The organism is Psychrobacter frigidicola (genome assembly GCF_007997305.1).
Lineage (GTDB): Bacteria > Pseudomonadota > Gammaproteobacteria > Pseudomonadales > Moraxellaceae > Psychrobacter > Psychrobacter frigidicola.
This window is the reverse complement of sequence record NZ_VORZ01000001.1, coordinates 255,642-277,154: the sequence shown is the minus strand read 5'-3', so window position 1 is coordinate 277,154 and position 21,513 is coordinate 255,642. Positions and strand designations below refer to the sequence as shown.

At 42.7% G+C, this 21,513-nt stretch carries 18 protein-coding genes and 1 tRNA gene; 10 read left to right on the top strand and 9 right to left on the bottom strand.

All coding sequences use genetic code 11. The features are described 5' to 3' along the window. Positions 1-289 precede the first annotated feature (289 nt). The 5 genes from ES754_RS01140 (at position 290) to ES754_RS01120 (ending at position 6,666) form a co-directional block, all read left to right on the top strand. Positions 290-2,092, top strand: a complete 1,803-nt coding sequence (locus ES754_RS01140; RefSeq protein WP_147221300.1) for an FMN-binding glutamate synthase family protein — start codon at positions 290-292, stop codon at positions 2,090-2,092. A 59-nt stretch (positions 2,093-2,151) separates the two neighbouring features. Further along, positions 2,152-2,976, top strand: coding sequence for a phosphodiester glycosidase family protein (locus tag ES754_RS01135; RefSeq protein ID WP_147221298.1), 825 nt, complete (start codon positions 2,152-2,154; stop codon positions 2,974-2,976). Between the two features lie 229 nt (positions 2,977-3,205). Further along, on the top strand, positions 3,206-4,297 hold the full coding sequence (ychF, locus tag ES754_RS01130; RefSeq protein WP_147221296.1) for a redox-regulated ATPase YchF: 1,092 nt from the start codon (positions 3,206-3,208) through the stop codon (positions 4,295-4,297). A 156-nt stretch (positions 4,298-4,453) separates the two neighbouring features. Next, the gene (locus tag ES754_RS01125; protein ID WP_147221294.1) at positions 4,454-5,875 is read left to right on the top strand and encodes a deoxyguanosinetriphosphate triphosphohydrolase; all 1,422 of its coding nucleotides are present in this window, start codon (positions 4,454-4,456) and stop codon (positions 5,873-5,875) included. 110 nt (positions 5,876-5,985) lie between these two features. Further along, entirely contained in the window at positions 5,986-6,666 is a 681-nt protein-coding gene (locus ES754_RS01120; protein WP_147221292.1) for a TetR family transcriptional regulator, read from the top strand. Between the two features lie 69 nt (positions 6,667-6,735). Here ES754_RS01120 and gspK read toward each other — a convergent pair whose 3' ends face one another. From gspK to ES754_RS01080, 8 genes are all read right to left on the bottom strand, one after another. After that, the gene (gspK, locus tag ES754_RS01115) at positions 6,736-7,848 is read right to left on the bottom strand and encodes a type II secretion system minor pseudopilin GspK (RefSeq protein ID WP_147221290.1); all 1,113 of its coding nucleotides are present in this window, start codon (positions 7,846-7,848) and stop codon (positions 6,736-6,738) included. 26 nt (positions 7,849-7,874) lie between these two features. Continuing rightward, positions 7,875-8,744 (bottom strand): type II secretion system minor pseudopilin GspJ, encoded by an 870-nt coding sequence (gene gspJ / locus ES754_RS01110; protein ID WP_147221288.1) that lies wholly within the window; start codon positions 8,742-8,744, stop codon positions 7,875-7,877. Beyond that, complete coding sequence (gspI, locus tag ES754_RS01105; protein ID WP_147221286.1) at positions 8,741-9,235, bottom strand: type II secretion system minor pseudopilin GspI; 495 nt, start codon at positions 9,233-9,235, stop codon at positions 8,741-8,743. Before gspI ends, gspJ begins: the two co-directional genes overlap by 4 nt. A 3-nt stretch (positions 9,236-9,238) precedes the next feature. Beyond that, positions 9,239-10,021, bottom strand: a complete 783-nt coding sequence (locus ES754_RS01100; RefSeq protein WP_201538794.1) for a prepilin-type N-terminal cleavage/methylation domain-containing protein — start codon at positions 10,019-10,021, stop codon at positions 9,239-9,241. A 178-nt stretch (positions 10,022-10,199) separates the two neighbouring features. Further along, the gene (locus ES754_RS01095) at positions 10,200-10,889 is read right to left on the bottom strand and encodes a TetR/AcrR family transcriptional regulator (RefSeq protein ID WP_147221284.1); all 690 of its coding nucleotides are present in this window, start codon (positions 10,887-10,889) and stop codon (positions 10,200-10,202) included. 91 nt (positions 10,890-10,980) lie between these two features. Continuing rightward, positions 10,981-11,769, bottom strand: a complete 789-nt coding sequence (locus ES754_RS01090) for a TatD family hydrolase (protein WP_147221282.1) — start codon at positions 11,767-11,769, stop codon at positions 10,981-10,983. 142 nt (positions 11,770-11,911) lie between these two features. Beyond that, the gene (gene tfpB, locus ES754_RS01085; RefSeq protein ID WP_147221280.1) at positions 11,912-13,699 is read right to left on the bottom strand and encodes a type IV pilus assembly ATPase TfpB; all 1,788 of its coding nucleotides are present in this window, start codon (positions 13,697-13,699) and stop codon (positions 11,912-11,914) included. Positions 13,700-13,781: 82 nt separating this feature from the next. Beyond that, positions 13,782-14,663: a tRNA (N6-threonylcarbamoyladenosine(37)-N6)-methyltransferase TrmO gene (locus ES754_RS01080; protein WP_201538795.1), complete on the bottom strand. Its 882-nt coding sequence runs from the start codon at positions 14,661-14,663 to the stop codon at positions 13,782-13,784. Positions 14,664-15,082: 419 nt separating this feature from the next. Here ES754_RS01080 and ES754_RS01075 point away from each other — a divergent pair, with 419 nt between their 5' ends. Together ES754_RS01075 and ES754_RS01070 are read left to right on the top strand one after the other, a co-directional pair. Then, positions 15,083-15,856 (top strand): ferredoxin--NADP reductase, encoded by a 774-nt coding sequence (locus tag ES754_RS01075; protein WP_147221278.1) that lies wholly within the window; start codon positions 15,083-15,085, stop codon positions 15,854-15,856. A 149-nt stretch (positions 15,857-16,005) separates the two neighbouring features. Next, positions 16,006-16,092, top strand: a tRNA-Leu gene (locus ES754_RS01070). Between the two features lie 79 nt (positions 16,093-16,171). On the opposite strand, the gene ES754_RS01065 is transcribed toward ES754_RS01070, so the two are convergent. Beyond that, the gene (locus ES754_RS01065; protein ID WP_147221276.1) at positions 16,172-16,855 is read right to left on the bottom strand and encodes a hypothetical protein; all 684 of its coding nucleotides are present in this window, start codon (positions 16,853-16,855) and stop codon (positions 16,172-16,174) included. Between the two features lie 376 nt (positions 16,856-17,231). Here ES754_RS01065 and dinB point away from each other — a divergent pair, with 376 nt between their 5' ends. From dinB to ES754_RS01050, 3 genes are all read left to right on the top strand, one after another. Continuing rightward, positions 17,232-18,317, top strand: coding sequence for a DNA polymerase IV (gene dinB, locus ES754_RS01060; RefSeq protein ID WP_147221274.1), 1,086 nt, complete (start codon positions 17,232-17,234; stop codon positions 18,315-18,317). A gap of 184 nt (positions 18,318-18,501) precedes the next feature. Next, positions 18,502-19,686: a tRNA preQ1(34) S-adenosylmethionine ribosyltransferase-isomerase QueA gene (gene queA, locus ES754_RS01055; RefSeq protein WP_147221270.1), complete on the top strand. Its 1,185-nt coding sequence runs from the start codon at positions 18,502-18,504 to the stop codon at positions 19,684-19,686. 307 nt (positions 19,687-19,993) lie between these two features. Continuing rightward, positions 19,994-21,490 (top strand): type IV pilus assembly protein FimV, encoded by a 1,497-nt coding sequence (locus ES754_RS01050; protein ID WP_147221268.1) that lies wholly within the window; start codon positions 19,994-19,996, stop codon positions 21,488-21,490. The last annotated feature ends 23 nt before the right edge of the window (positions 21,491-21,513 follow it).

Below are 21,513 nucleotides of genomic sequence, written 5' to 3'. Positions count from 1 at the left end.
ATTAATACAACCACCACTCTAATCACTATCTAGAACGTTATCGTTACCTATTTTGTTATTTTTCTGCCTGTATCTAGACTTGAATGTAGCCAATACAGGATACTGATAGCAATGTTAGCAAGCTGTTACTTCATTTATCTTTAACCCGTGATATTATGGAGGCAAGATACACGTGGCTTTTTAATAGGTTTACTTGCTACATCAGTAGCAAGTAAACCTATTATGTTCATTATTTGTTTTAATGAGGGCTGCGTTTTTTATTTTTCATGTTTTATAGTTGAGCGCTACTATGCCCAAATCTCGTACCAATCTAAACCCTAAACCTGAACATAACTCTCCCTATTTTATAGGGGTACTGTTGCGTTATAGTACCTTTGGCGCAGCGATATTACTGCTCATAGCAGGGCTATTGTTGTTGAACTGGTGGCTGATTGTCATTGGTGGGTTTGGGGTTGCGTTGGGCATTTATGATGTACTGCAATCAAAGCATGCCATATTGAACAACTATCCCGTTGCTGGTCATATACGCTATATTTTAGAAGATTTTCGACCTGAAATTCGCCAATACTTGCTTGAAGATGATAAAGAACAAGTGCCGTTTTCACGCCAACAGCGGGCGCTCGTGTATCAACGTGCTAAGAATGTGAGCGACACCAATGCGTTTGGTACGCTTGATAATCTATATGCGCATGGTAAAGAGTGGTTTTTACAATCGGCAATTAGTGAGCCGTTAAAAAATAAAGACTTTCGTATTAGCGTTGGGGGTGAGCGTTGCCTGCAGCCGCACGACATGTCAGTGTTTAATATCTCAGCCATGAGCTTTGGTAGCTTGTCAGCTAATGCCATCATGGCACTGAATCAAGGCGCAAAAATGGGGGGCTTCACCCACGATACTGGTGAAGGTGCGATCAGCCCTTATCATCGTAAGTTCGGTGGTGATTTAATTTGGGAATTAGGAACCGGCTACTTTGGCTGCCGCGATGACAATGGTCATTTTGATCCCCAGTCTTTTGCAGAAAAAGCGGTTGACCCCCAAGTAAAAATGATTGAGATTAAACTGTCACAAGGTGCCAAACCTGGTAAAGGGGGCGTACTGCCGTCTGAAAAAATCACACAAGAAATCGCTGATACGCGTCAAGTGCCGATGGGACAAGATTGCGTCTCGCCATCCTCCCACTCTGCTTTTAGTAACCCACGCGAGCTGGTTGCATTTTGGCAGCAGTTGCGTGAATTATCAGAAGGTAAACCGGTCGGCTTTAAAATCTGTATTGGGCAGCCGTGGCAATTTATGGCGATTGTGAAAGCCATGATTGAAGCGGACAACTATCCTGACTTTATTGTGATTGACGGTGCGGAAGGTGGGACAGGTGCAGCGCCAGTTGAGTTTATGGACAATGTCGGTATGCCAATGGTCGATGGTTTTTTATTAGTACACAATACCTTAGTCGGCGCGGGTATCCGTGACAAGATTAAGCTTGGTGTCAGCGGTAAAATCGTCTCAGGATTTGATATTGCACGTTTAATCGCCTTGGGCGCAGATTGGTGTAACTCAGCACGTGGATTTATGTTTGCCGTGGGTTGTATTCAGTCGCGCTCATGCCATACCAACACTTGCCCTACAGGGGTGGCAACGCAAGACCCTTATCGTCAAAAAGCGCTCGATGTCCCTAGTAAAGCTGAACGCGTAGCAAGCTTTCATAAAAATACGGTCAAGTCTCTTGCCAGTATCGTGGGCGCGGTAGGGTTACAACATCCAAGTCAGTTGCAACCCTACCATATTGCGCGGCGTTTAGATGATGGCAAGATTAAACTATTATCAAAATTCTTTTACTTCGCCGATAAAGGCGCGTTACTAGATCATAGTGCTCGAGCAGATGTATTTAATCAGATGTGGGTGATGGCAAATCCTGCTAGTTTCTTAGCGGATAATGATGCACTAATTGCTTACAATTCGGACTCCCGTGATAAGGGTAAAGAGACTGAGGCGCCCACTCTTGAGTCTGGAGATACGGTAATGGATGAGGTTCACGGTGGCCGGTTGATCGGCAATGTTAATCATACTTTCCGTGATCTACCTGATACAACAAGCTAAGCAAACATAAAAACTGACAAATCATCAACCCTCTAAACTCTATAGAAGTTAAGTGCACTATGCCGCGCTCTATTATTACTGTACCCGTTATAGCGGCATTGCTTGCGCTGACTTCAAGCGTAAGTGCCTGTCGGCCTTCACCTCCTGACGCTACTGCCGAAAGCTGGTTGTGTCAGACTCAAGAGAAGCCTTTTAAGTATAGTGTTTGCCGTATAAATGCAACGGCTCTAACCGATAATGACGCGACCCATAGCGATTATGCATTGAAACTGTTTTGGCAAGAAACAGATAATGAGACGCCGCTGCTGACCTTTGATAAGCTATTATCTGCCTTGCCGTCATCGCAAACCTTAGCTTTTGCTATGAATGCTGGCATGTATAATGAGCGTTATGCCCCGATTGGTTATACCGTCATCGAAGGAAAAGAGATACGCGCGCTAAACCTCAATGAAGGCGGTGGTAATTTCCATCTGTTGCCCAATGGTGTCATGTGGTGGGATAAAGCCGGTCAAGTCCAAATTACTGAAAGCCATGCGCTTCAACAACAGCTTAATGATGGGTCGGCTAAGCCTTGGTTTGCCACCCAATCAGGACCGATGCTGGTCATTAATAACGAAATCCATCCAAAGCTTAATCCAGCGGGTACTTCTGCCAAATTCCGTAATGGCGCAGGCGTCTGTAGCGATGGCAGCATACAATTTGTCAATAGCAATGAGCCTGTTACCTTTTATCAATTTGCCTCACTGTTTAAAGATGACTTGCAGTGCCAAAATGCGCTGTTTTTAGATGGCGGCATTGCCTCAGCCTTATATGCACCCACTATCGACAAACATGATAAAAAAGAGATGGGCGTTATGATTGGAGTGGTTGCAACCAAAGAGTAAAGCTACCATAAAACTGTAAGTAAAAACGGTCTTTAGTCAGGCTGCAATTTAAATTACTTTTAATGCCATCTCTTATCTAAATATAAAACTTAGGGTTAAGTAAGCCTTAAAAACTCAAACAGAACCATCAGCGCAAGTCGGTAATTTTTGCTACAATACGCCCAATTTTGATTTCCAATTTAACTACTTATTAAACCACCTTATTTTATTACTTTATTGAGAGACTGTTATGGGTTTTAACTGCGGCATCGTCGGCCTACCAAACGTGGGTAAATCCACCTTATTTAATGCTTTAACCAAAGCGGGAATCGCCGCTGAAAACTTTCCCTTTTGTACCAAAGACCCCAATACCGGTATCGTGCCAGTACCAGACCCACGCTTAAAAAAGCTGTCTGATATCGTCAAGCCTGAACGTGTATTGCCAACTACGATGGAATTTGTTGATATTGCAGGCTTGGTTGCTGGAGCTTCAAAAGGTGAAGGTATGGGTAACCAGTTCTTGGCCAATATCCGCGAAACTGACGCCATTGCCCATGTGGTACGCTGCTTCGATGACGATAATATCGTCCACGTCGATGGTCGCATCAGTCCGATTGATGATATCGAAACCATCAATACTGAATTGGCATTGGCTGACCTCGAAGCAGTTGAACGTGCTATATTTAACTTGACCAAAAAAGCTAAAGGCGGCGATAAAGACGCGGCAGCCATGCTTGATGTGTTCAAAAAAATTGAGCCATTACTTGCTGAAGGTCAACCTGCACGTGCAGCCAATCTAGATAGTGACGAGAAAAAACTGATTAGAAGTTATGGTTTGATTACTCTAAAACCAACGATGTATATTGCTAATGTTAGTGAAGATGGTTTTGAAAACAATCCTTATCTTGATGCGGTACGCAACTATGCCACTGGCGATGAATCAATTGTCATTGCATTATGCAATCAAATTGAATCTGAGATTTCCTTGCTTGATGAAGCCGATAAGCAAGACTTCTTAGAAGCTATGGACATGGAAGAAGCGGGTCTTGATCAAGTAATCCGTGGCGGCTATGACTTACTTGATATGCAGACTTACTTTACCGCTGGTGTTAAAGAAGTACGCGCTTGGACGGTTGCCGTTGGTGCTACCGCGCCGCAAGCCGCTGGGGTGATTCATACCGATTTTGAGCGCGGATTTATTCGTGCTGAAGTGATTGCTTATGACGACTTTATCGAATGCAACGGTGAAAAAGGCGCAGCAGCAGCCGGAAAGTCACGTTTAGAGGGCAAAACCTATATTGTCCAAGATGGCGATGTGATGCATTTCCGCTTTAACGTGTAAGTAAAAAACTTACCTAATATTGTTATTTATATCACTTTGATATTGAACAACTAAAAGTCAGCCTTTGTGCTGGCTTTTTTACTATACTAAGTTTAACAATTATTGGAAAAGCCAGTTAACTTTAAAGTTTAAAATAATAATAATGGACTATTATTTATGAGCAATCAATTCGATGAACCACGCAATTCTTCCGAACACTGGGCACGACTATTTAGTGCACAGCGCTTGGGTAGTGATAAATTACCACCAACCCCCGATAGTGTCCGTAGCGCCTTTCATAAAGATTACGATAGACTGGTGTTCTCCCACTCCTTTCGTCAGCTTAATCAAAAAACTCAAGTGCACCCCTTAACCAATCAATTGGGTATTCATACCCGTTTGACTCATTCATTGGAAGTGTCTTGTATTGGGCGCTCACTAGGAATGATGGCTGCAGAAAAGCTGCATGACGTATTAGCAGAGGGCTTGCCAGCCGGAGTCACACCTGCCGATGTTGGCGTGATTGTCCAAGCAGCTTGCCTTGCTCATGATATCGGTAATCCGCCGTTTGGTCATGCCGGCGAATATGCCATTCGTGATTGGTTTTTAAATCCTGAGCGTGAGTCAGTGCTGCAATATTTAAGCGCTGATGAGCGTTTGGATATCACTACTTATGAAGGCAATGCCCAAGGGTTTCGACTGTTGGTAAGCAATGAGCGTCATCCAGATGCAGGTGGCATGCGTCTCACTTGCGCGACCCTTGGCGCCTTTATGAAGTATCCGTGGTTGGCCACTCATAGCAATGGCAATGATAGTCATAATAATAAAACACTAAATCCGCAAAAATTTGGTAGCTTCTCTAGTGAGGCGGCACAATTAGAAGAGCTGGCGGCTTGTTTGCATCTGCCACGTTCAGCACAACATGGTGGCTACGCCCGTCATCCCCTTGCCTATTTGCTAGAAGCCGCCGATGATATTTGCTATGCGCTGATAGATTTAGAAGACGGTGTTCATCTTGGTATGCTCAGCTACAAGGAAGTGGCCCGTATCCTATATGAGCTGATTGGCGAGCGTCCTGACACGATAACTTTACCGCTAACAATGTCGATTAGGCAAAGTCTAGCTTCTCTAAGGGCACGAGCCATGATGCGTTTGGTTAATACTGTCACCGATGCCTTCGTTGCCAATAGCGATGCAATGCTAGCAGGAACTCTAACTGGTAGTTTATTTACCCATTGTGATGCAGCAGTACAAAACGGTATCACTCAGGCAAAGCAGCTGGCACGTGAGAAGATATTCAATCATCCCAGTAAAGTAAGGATGGAGCTGATGGCCAATCAATGCTTGCACCGACTGCTTGATGCTTTTATGCCGCTAGCTTGGACTCAAGTAGCAGCGTTGCAAGCTGCGCCAATGTCTTTTGAGCAACAACGGTTATTAAGTTTGCTACAGCCACATCTTGCTGAACATCAACGCGTATTATCAGACAATATTTATCATAATATTCTTAATATTTTAGATTTTATTACCGGTATGAATGACCATGAGGCTTATCGATTGGCGCAAGAACTACAAGGCCATTGGGGGACAATGGTATAGCAAATTTGCCATATGGAGTTTTGCTGTATTTAAGATAGATAGGGATTTCAGTCGTATTTTTGCAGCGATGTGAGTATGATAAACCTCTAATAACTAACTTTTGATACATTATGAGCAGTCGCGAACAAAAAAAACTTCAAACCCGGCGTGCCTTCTTTAACGCAGTCTTAGACCTTTGTATGACCGGCCAATCTTTTAGCTCCATCAGCTTACGGCAAGTGACGCGTGAGGTCGGTGTGGTGCCGACCGCCTTCTATCGACATTTTGATGATATGGAATCGCTCGGTCAGGCGCTAGTGGTTGAGGAGTTAGGCAGTACGCTCGCGATATTAAGTAATAGCCTACAAATTGGGCGCAAACGTAGTTTTGATCGGCAAATCGCCAAAAGTATTCAGCTGTTTTTGCAAACAGTCAGTACCCAGCCACACTATTGGCAGTTTTTAGTGAGCGAACGTTTTGGTGGCTCAGAAGCAGTGCGCAAAGCAATCAATACATTGATGAAAATGCATGCACAGATTTTAGGAGAAGATTTAGCGCTGCAACCTGCTTTTGCTCATATCAATGCTTATGACCGCCGCCTGCTTGCTGAGGCTGGAGTCAATATGTTCTTTTCTTGGATAATCGACTGGCTGGAGCTGACTTATTCTGAAGCTCATGATGACGAAATTAATTTGACAGAGATTGAAGATAAGAAACAATTGATGCTACACAATTGCACTCGCCAAGCACAAATGCTGTTTTATGGCGCTTATAATTGGAAGTCGAGCGAAGAGACCCGCCTTAACGACTGATTTTATATAAATAATTTTTAACTAACCGGCTCTTAATTATTTACTTTTAAGTGACTGGTTGTTGAATAACTAGAAACTGGGTCGAAATGCCCACAAGCGTTGCGAGATTACTCGAATCTCTTTAGCGCTGTCGCTAGCCTCATTGCTATTGGTGTTGGTACTGTTATTACCATTACTGTTGCCCGTAGAATTTGTATTGCTATTGCCATTACTAACAACGCTATTTTCAGCAGTATTAATTTTGGTTTTACTAATCAACACTGTGGCATAACGCTGGCGCGCCGCACCCATATTTGAGTTATCGGTCGCAGTGATAAGTGCTGTAAAAGCTTGGCTATCCACTGCTAGCATTGGTGTTAAAGCTTGGCGCTGCTCATCACTTAAAGCACCCAACTGTGGCAATTGCCATAGATTATCAATAGACTCTAATACTTGCTGGCTGCGCAGCTCAGTCAATGCTTGCATCTGCTCAACAGTACCGCCCTTTATCAACGCCGCCAACACCACTGGACTGGCAGTATTGACATTAATAGGTAAGTAATAAGGCACAGCAGTGATATAAGGGCGCAAAGTCGCCAACACGTCAGCACTTACTCCGCGTACCTCTTGCAACTGTTCAATATCTATAAACGGCTGATTGGGCAAGGTCTTATCGGCACTATTCCCAGATTGACTATTACCTGCCTGCTGTGCATAAACCACTGCTTCATCACCGCCATCTTTATAACTTTCACTATCTGTATCCTGCCAATCTAGCACCGCAATAGCAATGTCAGGCTCTAAATTTAGTTGGGTTAAAAGCCGCTGAAATACATCTAATGCTACGCTATCAGCTGCGCCATCATGATAAAGATTATTGATATTAAAACGACTGCCTTCATCACGCAGTTCAGCAGTAATGCTATGTGAGCCCAAGGTATAAGGTGGTAGCGGCTGCGCCCAAATATCTTGCATGCTATCGGTATCATTAAGCTTGGCATCTGCACGCAGCATAGTAATTGCCAACTGCTGACCAGCATTGATATCTTGTAGTAACTGATTTTGGTTAAATAGTAAACCACTGCGGCGAATAGCAATTTTTTGACTGGCCAGCATCGCCCCTGCAACCACAGTAATGCTGACCACCAATAGTAAAATGGTCAATAGTGCCACACCGCGCTGAGAGTCTGCTGTGTTTATCATAAGCGATTTATTTTATTGAATCCTTATTAACTTACTGGCGGATTATTAGAACTGGAGTTATTGCCTGCATTGTTTTGCGAACCATTATTGTTACTGCTATTGCTGTTATTAGAATTATTGCCATTAGCGTTATTATTATTCTGATTATTAGGGTTATTGTTCTGCGGATTATTAATGCTGTTTTGAGGAATGGCTTGCGGGGTCAGCGCCCATTGCCAAGTAATTGGCATATCTTGATAAGTGAAACTAACACCAATACCTTTAGGCAGCAGCATCGTTTCCACATCACCGACAGCAGAATTGCTTGGTTGTCCTACTACACTATTATTATTGCTCTGACTATTTTTCGCATCTGCATTGGGGAATTTTGTACTGATCTCAGGTAAATAAGCCTGCCAGCGCCCTGCACTTATCCCTTCAAGTAGTATGGTATCTAGGCTGATACTATCACGCCCCTCTTGAACGCTAGTATATTGGCGGCGAATCAAACGCTCATCAGCAAGAATATATTCAATACGTTGGATGCTAGGACTGTTTTGATAGCGTGGGTCAGGGTCAGCAAAACGCACAAAGCTAACATGCTCGCCATCCAAACTCATAAAAGGTTCAGTAACAATAACTGCGGCTTGATTGCTGTTTGGGTTGGAGGGATTAGGCGTATTCTCAGCATTATTATTTTGAGCAGCAGGTGCTTGATAGGCAATGACTTGCCCCATATCTTGCTGTAGCTGTAGATAAGCATATTGCAATACTGCCAAATTATCGGCATGGTATTGCGCTCGTTCACGCGCTCGATTAACGCTATCAAATACTTGCCAGCCTGAGACCGCTAACATCGCAAATATCGCCATCGCTACCATCAGCTCAAGTAAGGTGAAGCCGCGTTGTGGTCTCACCGCTGGCCTCGCGCTTTATTTAAGCTACCCAAATCCATACTGCCGATATCTTGCTTAGCATTACTTAGCAGCACGTTGATATCAGTGACAGTTGCTCGTGCTTGACCATTGATAATGGGTGCAACCGCAATATTAACGTCTTTTAAGGCTGGAGTTAAGGTATCGGTAGTGGTCATATTAATTTGCCAATCACGACCTTGAGCATTGACAGTTTGAGTACGATTGGCCGTCAGCCATGTCTCTTGAATACGTAAATCAGCTGCTGCGTTTTGTGCCACAAAGTGTGCGAGCGTACGTGTTCGCAGCACATCAACTGAGCTTAAATAGGCACTGCTGGCACGGCTAGCCGCAACCGCTACCACGGCTAAAATAGCCAGCGCTACTATCACTTCAATGAGTGTAAAGCCACTTTCACGTTTTACTAATAGAGGTTTAGGAATTATCAATTTATTAACGACGTTTTTACTGGTCGATTGATCAGTTTTGGACATCAGTTATAACCCCTGTCCAATGGTGATACTGCCATCAGGCATGATAGTAATCACTTCACCAACCAAGCGCGACTGATGCCGAACCTCTATAGTTACCGGCGCAGCTTGCCCCGTGCCAAACCACAATACTTGCGGCACAGTTTGGTCACTAAACCAAGGTTGTAACGTGCGCGTTTCTACCTCAGCGCTGCCAGTGCTCATACTACTGGCCTCTAAGCTCTGAATATTTAGACTTACCCCAAGCGGTAGCTCTGGCAACGTCACTTCTGGCTCCAACTCCCAACTCGGTGTGGGTTGTTTTTCACCATTAGTCGCTAACAAATTAGTGGACAGCTCCATTGAATTTTTGGGCGTACTATCGTTGTTATTGGCGGGGTTAGCTGAGGTTTGATAAGGGCTATAAGGATTGGATAAGGTGACGATAACTGGCGTGACTTGCCCTTGTTTATTTGATTGCAAGCTCAAGCCCATCGGCTGCATACGCTCAGCGGATAGCAGACGCACGTAGCTTAACGAATCAGTGAGATGCTCATAAAAAGCACGGTTCTTACGCGATTCACCACTACCAACCGACAAGCTCATCATGCCAGCAAAGATAGAGATAATAACCACTACCACCACGATTTCAACCAGCGTAAAACCAGCCTGCGTGCTGGCTACTACAGATTTATTTGATTGGTTAAATTGGCTAAATTTAGTACGTTGACCAGACTTGATAGATTTTGCAGACATATCTGCTGATAGGCAAGGCGCGACGCTGGACTGAGATTTAGCAGTGACCGGCATAATATACCTATTATCAGGATGTATAAAAATAGAGAGAAAGTACAAAGGTTAGAAGATACTAAGAGCTTAACCGATGCCCATAGCGACCGGCTAAGCTTTTTGAAGTCATAGTTTTAATTTAATTATTAACTTAAGTTAAATCTTAATTTAACAGACGCTTTTTAATAAAATGCTATTTTCAATAAGCGGTATTGCGATGTGCCTTCGACTCAGTCTCAATTTGCTCGACCAGCTCATGCATATCCTCATCCCTCACCTCTTCATTACGCGCGGAGGACGGATAGTGACTGGGCAAATCTAACATCTGCTGTACTAAAGCATAGCGCAAGGTATCACGGCGACCTAAATAACGCTGATAAAAGCTAGAATTTAGTAGACCAGCACCGCCTTGTCCCATCGCCCAAATTGAAGATAGATAATCACGAGTGCTCAAAATACTGCGTTCATCTCGAAGATAAACACTAATAATATCAATCAGACGCTTCATGCGCTGGCGGCGAATGTCATACAATTCTCCAAACAGGCGATTAAGCCCGGTCACCGAAGCCGCCAGACGTTCTTCAATTTGATTGAGCAGCATGGCTTTTTGTGGATTTAGTAACTGCTGAAGAATCATTCGGGCAACGCCGGCTGATGCACAATCATCAATGCGATTAATGTCGAATAACTGCTCTTCATAACGAATAATAATACGCAAATACAGCTCATCTTTACTGGAAAAGTGCTTATACAAGGTACCTTTTGCCAAATCAAGCTGGTCAGCAAGACTGTCCAAAGTAATATCACCATTGCCAGACTCAAGCAACAATTGCTCAGCCATCGCTAAGATATTCTCTTCTCGTGCTTTGAACTGATGCTGGCGACTCATGACCTCTCCTAAAACCTGTTAAGGATTAGCCGCAACGAGCAGCTAAACAACTATATTCGGTAAATGACTGACTGGTCATAGCATAACGATTTTAGTGATACTGTGCTAGCAAATTCTCGAAGTTTTTTGCAGTCAGCACGCCGACCTCATCAACGCTCATGCCGTACATCTCCGCAAGGCAACTGGCCACATAAGGCACATAGGCTGGCTCATTTGGACGCCCTCGTTTTGGCACGGGCGCAAGATACGGACTATCCGTTTCAATTAACACCCTATCTCTAGGCATTTTTTGCGCAGCATCCTTGATGGTTTGCGCACTTTTAAAACTAACAATTCCTGAAAACGAGATATAAAACCCCAAATCAAGAGCTTTTTTGGCGGTATCCCAGTCTTCAGTAAAGCAATGAATAATACCGTGCTCTGCACCTTCTGCCTTGAGAATATCAATGGTATCGTCTTTAGCTTCACGGGTATGGACGACCAGGGGTTTTTTAAGTTGTTGGCTGGCATGGATATGACGCGCCAGGCTTTCTTGCTGAGCCAGTTTGTTCTCCGTTGACCAATAATAATCCAGCCCTGTCTCACCTATTGCCCACACATGCTCAGCGCTTGCTGTCTCAATAAGCCGTTCTACGGTTGCTGACTGTAATACGTTAATATCTTCGCACGGATGAATTCCGACACTCATACCCAAGTTTAAAGTCTCATCACTATAAGTGCTGACGATATTGGCAATCTCGTCATATTCAGCAAAATCACACATAATGGCCATGGCACGGGTGACGTTGGCTTCTTTCATCGCGGCAATTGCTCCGGACAACTCACCGTCATATTTAGTCAAATCTAAGCGGTTAAGATGGCAGTGGCTATCAGTAAACATAAATAATCTCGTAATTTAAAAGTGTTTTAATAAAAGCTTTAATTGTCCTAACTATGATATTTTTCAAGTGACCGTTTTTAAGAAGCTGTTCTAAATAAAATGCTAAATTGATTTGACGTTATATGAACGATCGTTGCTCAGTTTAGTTTAGTGGCACCACGCGCATAACTTCTTCCAATGTCGTCACCCCTTCACTAATACGTTTTGCACCGGATAGACGCAAGGGTTGCAACCCTTCACGGTACGCTTGTTGTTTAATAACATCCAAATTGGCATCAGCTGCGACCAGCTTTTTGAGCTCATTGGACAAGGGCATAATCTCATACAAGCCAATACGTCCTTGATAACCGGTGTGACGACAATGCTCACAGCCTTGGGCGCTATAAACTTTCTCAGGTAATGACGCGCGCCATGGTTGGACAAGCTCTTGCCACTGAATAGCAATCTCACTATCAGCTGTCACAGTATGGGCTTGCTTACAATGGGGACAGAGCGTTCTTAACAGGCGCTGCGCCATGACACCCAGTATCGTCGCTGAAGTCAAAAATGGCTGCACTCCTAGATCATGCAACCGCGTTAAAGAGCTGGGCGCATCATTGGTATGCAAGGTCGATAATACCAAATGCCCCGTTAATGAAGCTTGTACCGCCATATTAGCCGTCTCGCTATCACGAATCTCACCAATCATCACAATGTCAGGATCTTGGCGCATAAGCGAGCGGATACCATCAACAAAATTTAAATCAATGCTTGTATTTACCTGCATCTGATTAAATGCCGGCTCAATCATCTCAATCGGATCTTCAATCGTACAGACGTTGACTTGCTCAGTTGCCAATTGCTTGAGCGTACTATAAAGGGTGGTGGTCTTACCGGAACCTGTTGGACCCGTGACAAGAATAATACCATTAGGATGCGCAGTCAGCTCATGCCACATCTCTAGCTGCTTTCCAGACAAGCCCAGCTGAGCAAAAGAGCGCACTAATACTTCTGGGTCAAATACACGCATCACTAGCTTTTCACCAAAAGCCGTCGGCAAAGTAGATAAGCGCAGCTCCGTTTCTACCCCATTATGAGTACGCGTTTTTAGACGCCCATCTTGCGGCTTGCGCTTTTCTGCGACGTTCAATCGCCCTAAGATTTTAATGCGGGCAGTGACCGCAGTCATAATAGCAATCGGCATCTCATAAACGGTATGCAGCACTCCGTCAATACGAAAGCGTACTTTGCCAGTCTCACGGCGCGGCTCCAAATGAATGTCACTCGCCCGCTGCTCAAAAGCATATTGCAACAACCAATCGACAACTTTAACAATATGCTGGTCATTGGCATCAGGATTGGTATTATTACCCAATTGCAGTAAAGCCTCGACATTACTAATATCAGCCGCTGCCCGCTTATGAGCGGAACTTGCCCCAGCAATCGCTCGGGTCACTTGATAAAAATCTTGCCGATAACGGTTAATTTGTTCAGGATTAATATAAACCGTACGATAGGTTTTTGATTTGATGATTTTATCAATATTGGCATGCCAATCCGTATAAAACGGTTGATCGGTACCAATAACGACTTCATCATTAGTAACTTCAATCGGTAAAACATGCTGCGAGCGCGCGTATTCAAATGACATGATTTGAGTCACAGCTGGCACATCAATCTTCAACGGGTCAATGCGTACTATTGGCATATTTGCTTTGGCAGCCAACCACTGATTAAGCCAAATCAGCGTCAGTTTCTGCTCGTTTTTATTATCCAAATCATGACCATTGGGCAGACCAAATTCGCTGATAGTAACAAGTGGATGCTGGGCTTTGTCACGGCGACTGGTCATCACTAAGTTATAACCGCGCTGGTCAATGACTCTATCCGCCAACAACTCATCCAAACACCAGCGTAAATCAACGACTAAGGAGAGTTCTGGAACAGGCATATTTTTCTTCTTTTATTGTCGAGTATTAAAATCTAATTTTTAAGGTAAATCTGCAGCTAACTTAAGATTATTTAATGCAAGCTTAGTTTATGTTGCTGACGTTGGTTATCTGGAGTTGTCTCTCTCCTATCATTTGGAAACTCACATCAACGTTTTTATAACGCATGACAAACGGTTTATTTAGTTCTTCACGGCGATAGGCAGGTCGTGGGTCTTGCGCAATCAATGTATTAATATAATCAATGTCTGCTTCTATAAGTTGAGTTTGATAGGTATAAATAATGGCTGTCAAACTAGAATTTTTGTCGCTAGTCTTATTTCTATCTCTATAGTCCTGTCCATCAGATATTATTTTTACAAACTGATCTCGTACTTGTACCGTCATAGTGACTGTTAATAGTGTAGGCACACTTGCGGCAAAACCACTGTCCGCGCTGATAAGCGCATCACTATAGGCCACGTACGGCTTAATATCGATAATCGGTGTGCCATCAATCATATCAGCCCCACTAATCATCAATAATACGCGCCCCTCTGCTACTTCAACACGCTCAAGCTTAACCACCGACAATCCTAAGCCTGACGGACGATACATACTACGACTGGCAAATACGCCTATCTTTCGATTGCCACCGAGACGAGGCGGTCGTACTTGCGGGCGAAACGTGGCTTCGTTGGCAGTGGTTGTGTGCTCTTTTTTCTTAGATTGGTTGGATTGACTTAATTTATTAATAGAATTTGCTTTATAAAGATAATTATGATGAAACTGCCAACTTATCCAAATATGGCTAAAACCTTCTAAGCCTACGAATGCTGCTGGCGTATCATAAGGCGCGAGCATTTCAATCACACTAATGAGCGCCACTAAATTCGGCTGCCTTGGCGCGCCAAATTTCTGCGATAATGGCGCGCGGTGATAGCCAATAATAGGCGCAACATGGCTAGTTTCAGAATGACCCAGCATAAACCACATCCATAAAATATTTATTAACAATAAATTAGCGCTCTAATACTTGCATAAGTGAGCATACAAAGTTTTTCGCTAACGATATTCCATTTTATCATGCTAGTGATAACGCTACTTGCCGGATTTTTATTTTAAAGTTTGTTATGATAAGCAACCATATTTATTGAGAATAGCTTGCATCCTTACTTACGTCTTGATAGACGGATAATAAATGGCGCGCTAATAACCACGTAACTTGTTTAATTTGAAGGAAATTTGCTTGCCTTCGCAGTATCAATTTCGACAAATTTATTTTTCCTCTTTACTATTATTACTAATTTTTAACCCCATTTTTTATCTAATGTTTAATTTAACACCCATATTTAATACCATTCTCATTCTATTTAAACCCATAACGAGCTACCAACGAGGAATTTATGTCAAAACTTCGCACCGAAACCGTCACAGAGGTTCACCATTGGAATGATGCCTTATTTAGCATTAAGACCACGCGTGACGACGGCTTACGTTTTCGCAATGGCGAGTTTGCGATGATTGGAATCGTTGTCGATGGTAGACCTTTATTACGCGCATATTCTATCGCCAGCCCCAACTATGAAGAACATTTAGAATTTTTCTCTATCAAAGTTCAAGACGGTCCACTGACTTCACGCTTGCAACATATCAAAGTCGGTGACGAATTACTGGTTAGCAAAAAACCAACGGGCACCTTAGTATTAGACGATTTGTTACCAGGTAAACATCTGTATATGCTGTCAACCGGCACCGGACTTGCCCCATTTTTGGCATTAGCCCGTGACCCTGAAGTATATGAGCGCTTTGACAAAATTATCTTGGTACATGGGGTACGCTGTGTCAGCGATTTAGCCTATCGTGATATGTTTGAGAACGAATTGCCTAATGATGAGATATTTGGTGAATGGTTCCGCGAAAAGTTCATCTACTACCCGACTGTTACCCGTGAAGAATTCAGAAACCAAGGTCGCGTTACAGATTTAATGACCTCAGGCAAACTTTTTGAAGACATTGGTCTACCGCCAATGAATAAAGAAGATGACCGCGTTATGCTTTGCGGCAGTATGCCGTTTAATGCTGAAGTATCCGCTATTTTAGATGACTTTGGTCTGACGGTATCACCGCGTATGGGCGTGCAAGCTGATTACGCGGTTGAACGTGCCTTTGTTGGTTAAAAAAATGTCAATTAAGGCAATGCGGGTCAGAAAAAAGATAATTATCATAAATAATTCTTGACGGCTAACAATAGGCTGCTATAATACGCCACCTATACAGTTAATCCTGTAACCCAATACGATAGAGTTTAACTTTATTATCCTAACACGCCGGTGTGATGGAATTGGTAGACATGACGGATTCAAAATCCGTTGCCTTTAAAAGCGTGTCGGTTCAAGTCCGACCACCGGTACCAATATTAAAATACCGCTAACAATTTAAGTTAGCGGTATTTTTTTGTCTAATATTTATAAAAGCATCTTAAAACTATCATTTTATTCTGCAGCATCTAATAGCTTATTAAGCGCATCCACCATACCATCATTTATAATACTGTCTTCTACGTAATCAACTATTTCATGTATGGTGGTCAGATCCATTTCCCGAATCCCTAAACTTGCCAGCTGCTCATTAATAGATTCTAAACTTTCATTATCTTCAGGATTACCTAATAAGCTTTCTTCAAATCCACTACTGGCGAACCAGTATATTTTCTCTAATAAAGACTCGTTTCTGGTTAAAGTAGAATAACTATCGCCATGAATAAATAAGTTAAACTGATAAGGCATCTCTACGTCGTTAATGAAAAAAGTACGTGTGCATTCTAAAGTATAAGCTTGTGCCTCCTCTTCATTACCGTCTTCGTCCGCAAGCTCTTCTTTTACTAAGCCGCCCAATATCTCATAATCACCTACTTTTATCTTGTGGTTATAAATGATACAGAAATCAGCGATTGCTTCAAAAACCACCGCACAGATATCTAAAGTATTATTGTCAATATCATAAAAACTTTTTAGAAACGGTAAAAACTCAGTCAGCTTTTCTTCCGATACTGGGGTTAAAAACTGTTGTTCGTATATCTTAATCATATCTTGAGGAGAATAGGTATTGCCACTATCCGTCTCATTTCTACCGGTAGGCTGCAAAGGTATGAGGTTGTATGGGTTATTATTGGTCATTCAGGACTGCCTTCTTATTTAAGTGAGCTGTATTAGATGTCTGTTGCTATGTATTTTAGTTATCACACTGTCTCAGAATCTATCAAGAGTATTATCTCTTATTCAGTCACTTTTAGATATGTTGTGTGCTTTATCGAAATACTTAAACAAAAAATAAGTGTCGCCACATTACCTTTAGGTGCTTATTTGTACTGTCGCTTCGATTCTGGCCAATGATAAAATTTAGTTATTTTAGACTAACCTATAACTTTCAACAAACTTTTACAATCAAGATTTTAAGTTTTCCTGTATATGCTATACCCTACTTTATCTCACCCCATTCGTACATTTTGATTATACTTATGATGTCTTATTTTTCAGGTAAAAAATAGCACTCATGACAGCTCCTATAAACCAAGCCCAGCGTAAGATTATTCATATCGATATGGATGCCTTTTATGCCAGCGTTGAACAGCGCGATTTTCCTGAGCTTCGCGGTAAGCCCTTAGTGGTTGGCGGTGACCCTAGCGGACGTGGTGTAGTTGCAGCAGCTAGTTATGAGGTGCGACAATTTGGCGTGCGCTCGGCAATGTCCTGCTATGAGGCGCGTAAACGCTGTCCAGATGTGTTATTTGTATTACCACGCTTTGACGTTTACCGCGCTGTTAGCGCCGATATTCGAGCAATTATGCTTAGTTTAACTTCGCAAGTTGAGCCGCTGTCTTTAGATGAAGCCTATCTTGATGTGACAGGTCTACAGGTTCATAAAGGTTCAGCAACCTTAATGGCTAATTGGGTACGAGCGCAAATTCTAGAGCAAACAGGCCTGACCGCATCAGCTGGTGTCTCATTTAATAAAATGCTGGCCAAGATTGCCTCTGACCTCAATAAGCCGAATGGTACAGCAGTTATCACCCCAGCAGATGCCGATGCCTTTATTAGTACCCTACCGATTGAGCGCTTTCACGGTATAGGTAAGGCTACTGCCAAGCGTCTACATGATATGGATATCAGTACCGGAGCTGATCTCAAGCGTGTGTCTGCTGCATTATTGGTCAACGAATTTGGTAAGCGTGGCCAGTTTTATCATGATATTGCGCATGGCCGTGATGAGCGCCCGGTAAAAGCTGAGCGCCAGCATAAATCTGTAGGTTCTGAGACCACGTTTCGAGATAATTTGAGCGCGAATGAGGAATTGCTGACACAAATATACGAGCAGAATGCGGATGCTTTTACCCAACTGTGTAATAAAAACCTCATTGCTTATACGATTACTCTAAAAATAAAATATGCTGACTTCACGCAAATTACACGCTCACATACTCTATCAACAGCTTTTGTCAGTGCTGAATCGTCTCATTATTGGTTAAATAAACTCTTTTTAGACATTCCGCGCACTTTACCAATCAGATTAGTCGGGGTAACTTACTCATCTTTAACTCCTGCTGGGCAAAAGCTACCTCAATTGAACTTATTTGATTGATACTTTGCATGCTACAAATAAGTAAATTTCAAATGATTTTTGACATTTAATACTTAGGCTATTTTATAAAGTATATTGCTACTTGTCATTAGTGAATAACTATAAAACGTCCAAATAGCGACCGCGCTAGCACCTAGTTTCTGCTACAATTACGGCAAAATTACCCTTCATTTAATGACCAATTATGACCACTTCTAATTCTACCAATTCTGCTAGCCAATCTCGTGCAGACGATACTACCTTAGAATATCTAAGTGTAGCTGACTACGATTATGAGCTCCCAGACTCTCTAATTGCGCGTTATCCTTTAGATCAGCGCTCAGCCTCTAAACTATTATACTTGCCAGCAAGTTCCCAGGACCAGCCGCTGCACTCACCACAAGACCATATATTTACTGAGCTACCGGAACTTCTCAACGCTGGTGATTTAATCGTTTTTAATGATACCAAAGTCATGAAAGCGCGCTTGTTTGGAAATAAAGATACGGGTGGTCGCGTTGAAGTGTTGATTGAGCGTTTGCTAAATGGCGACTCTTTAGATATTAACAATACAAATCCTAAAGAAGCGCTAAGCCTGCATAAAAATGTGGCGCTGTGTCATGTAAAAGCCAGTAAAGCGCCAAAGCTGGGACAACGTCTATCATTAGCCGATGGTAATATGGGTTGTGTAATGATTGGACGTCGCGATAATCTATTTATTTTAGCTTTTGATGCGCCCATTTTACCAAATTTAGAACTTCATGGTGAGCTACCCATACCACCCTACTTTGAGCGTCATGCTGATGCCACTGACAATATCCGCTATCAAACGGTGTTTCATGATCCCGCTAAACTTGCCAGCGTTGCAGCACCTACTGCTAGCTTGCATTTTGATACGTCTGTTTTAGAGCGCTTAGCCGCCAAAGGTATTAACACCGCTTTTGTCACCTTACATGTTGGTGCTGGTACTTTTGCGCCAGTCAAAACGGAAAACCTACTCAACCATACTATGCATAGTGAATACGCCCACTTACCGCAAGCGACAGCAGAGATAATCAATCAGACCCATGCTAATGGTGGTAAGGTGATTGCGATTGGTACTACGGTGACCCGTGTCCTTGAGACCGCTTACCAAAAAACGGCGCAAAATGGTCAACCGCTCACTTCTTGGTCAGGTGATACCGATATTTTTATTTATCCTGGATTTAAATTTGGGGTAATAGATCGCCTGTTAACTAACTTTCATTTGCCTAAATCCACTTTATTAATGTTGGTATCAGCATTTGCAGGAAAATCAGCTATTGAAGAGGCATATCAACACGCTATTACTAACCAATACCGCTTTTTTAGTTATGGCGATGCCATGCTGCTTGATAAAATCAATTTTTAAGCACGCCACTTTCTATTAGAGCTCAAAAACGACATAAAGTAGCAAAAACAATAGTTATTCGCTAGAACACCCTAATTTGTTATATCAGTATAGATAGTATAATATTTGATGAAACAAAACGTTTTATGTATGGATTAGCTAGGCCGATAGATTATAAATAGTATAAGATGGGCTCAGTAACGGCTTTTGAGTTCAGTTATGTCTGTTGTCATTTACGCTGTACTTCTTTGCGTTTGTGTTTTATCACGTGCGACACGTTATTGTTGCTTCTATTAATATCTCATCAGTTACTATAAAAGGGCTGTGCATGTTTTGGCATTTACCTCATCGCTTGACCACCATATATTATACTGTGTCAATTGCGCTCCTGTATTCGGTCAGCTCAGCTGCACTACCCTCTGTCGCACATGCAGCGAGCTTTGGTAAAACCATGATTACCTCAACTCAATTTGAGCCGCTTGCTGCCAGTATCACGGTAGCAGATATCAGTTCAGCTGATTTTACGGTAGGTTTAGCCAGTCCCACAGTATATGAGCAAATGGGGCTGACACCAACGACCTCAATGTCGGTACGCTTTGTACCTACCTCTGCTGACACGGGGAAAGTCATTATCAATACTACGCAACCTATTGCCCTGCCATTCGCTGACATGATATTGACCCTCAATGACAAGGGACAGCGTAACGTCATGCCTAAGACTTTGCTTTTACCCTTGAGCAAGAGCGTTTTAACCGAGCAGCCAAATAATAGTATTATGAGTCGTATTGCTTCTACTTCTACCACCCAAGCGCCTAGTTTGGTTATGAACCAGACCTTCGATGACCAACCTTTAATAGTCAAACATGTAACACCTCCGCCATTGTTATTTATCTCATCTAAAGCGTCTACATCTATGCAGATGCAGGCATTAACACAAGATACGGCGCCCAACACTGAGTACAATCGCTCTCCATTTAGCTTTAACCTACCTCCAATTTCAGCCTCTAGTATAGACATGCCAGCAGCTCCGCAAACGTCGCAAGCATCAAATACGACTGTAAGCACATCATCGGTATATCAAGGCAATAGCCTTATTAACAGCAATACTGACACTGTTATTAGCATTGATAATCAAGCGCTCACGGCACGAAATGAGCAAGACCCAGCAGAATTAACAACCGTCCGTACGATAGATCAACTGCTTGATGTTCTCACGATACAAATAACTCGTCGCATTCAATTGTCTAATCAAAAATTCGCTGTTGATACCACACAGTCGTCACTATCGTCAGGCATCGCAGAAGACTTAAACCTTCAGTCATCTATGATATTGGCTGCTGACTCTAACGATGCTGACGCGATAACTGACGAAACTATAACTAACAAAGATGCCTTTTATCAGCAAGTGACATTGATTCCACAAGTGCTTACTCCTAAAGCAGGCAGCTATACGGTTCAACGTAACGATAATTTATGGCTAATCTCGCAGTATATTGCTCAGAAAAATAATCTTAACGTCACAACGACCATGGCGCAAATTCAGAATCAAAACCCTGAAGCCTTTACTAATCAAGATGCCAGTCAACTTAAGCACAAGGCTCAACTGAATCTCTCCATTTACGATGTCGTACCTTCTCAACAGAGTATGCAAACTGCGATTGCGGCACAAAGACAACTACAATATACAAAAGCTATCAAACAACAAAAAGCTAAGCGCAACAAATCAACTAATAGTATCCTTGGCAACTACTCCAAAGAGTTACCATTACAAAACCAAAAACTGGCTAAGCGTAACGCTCGCCTTAAAACATTACGCACTCAATGAAAGCCTAATTGCTCAGCATGAGA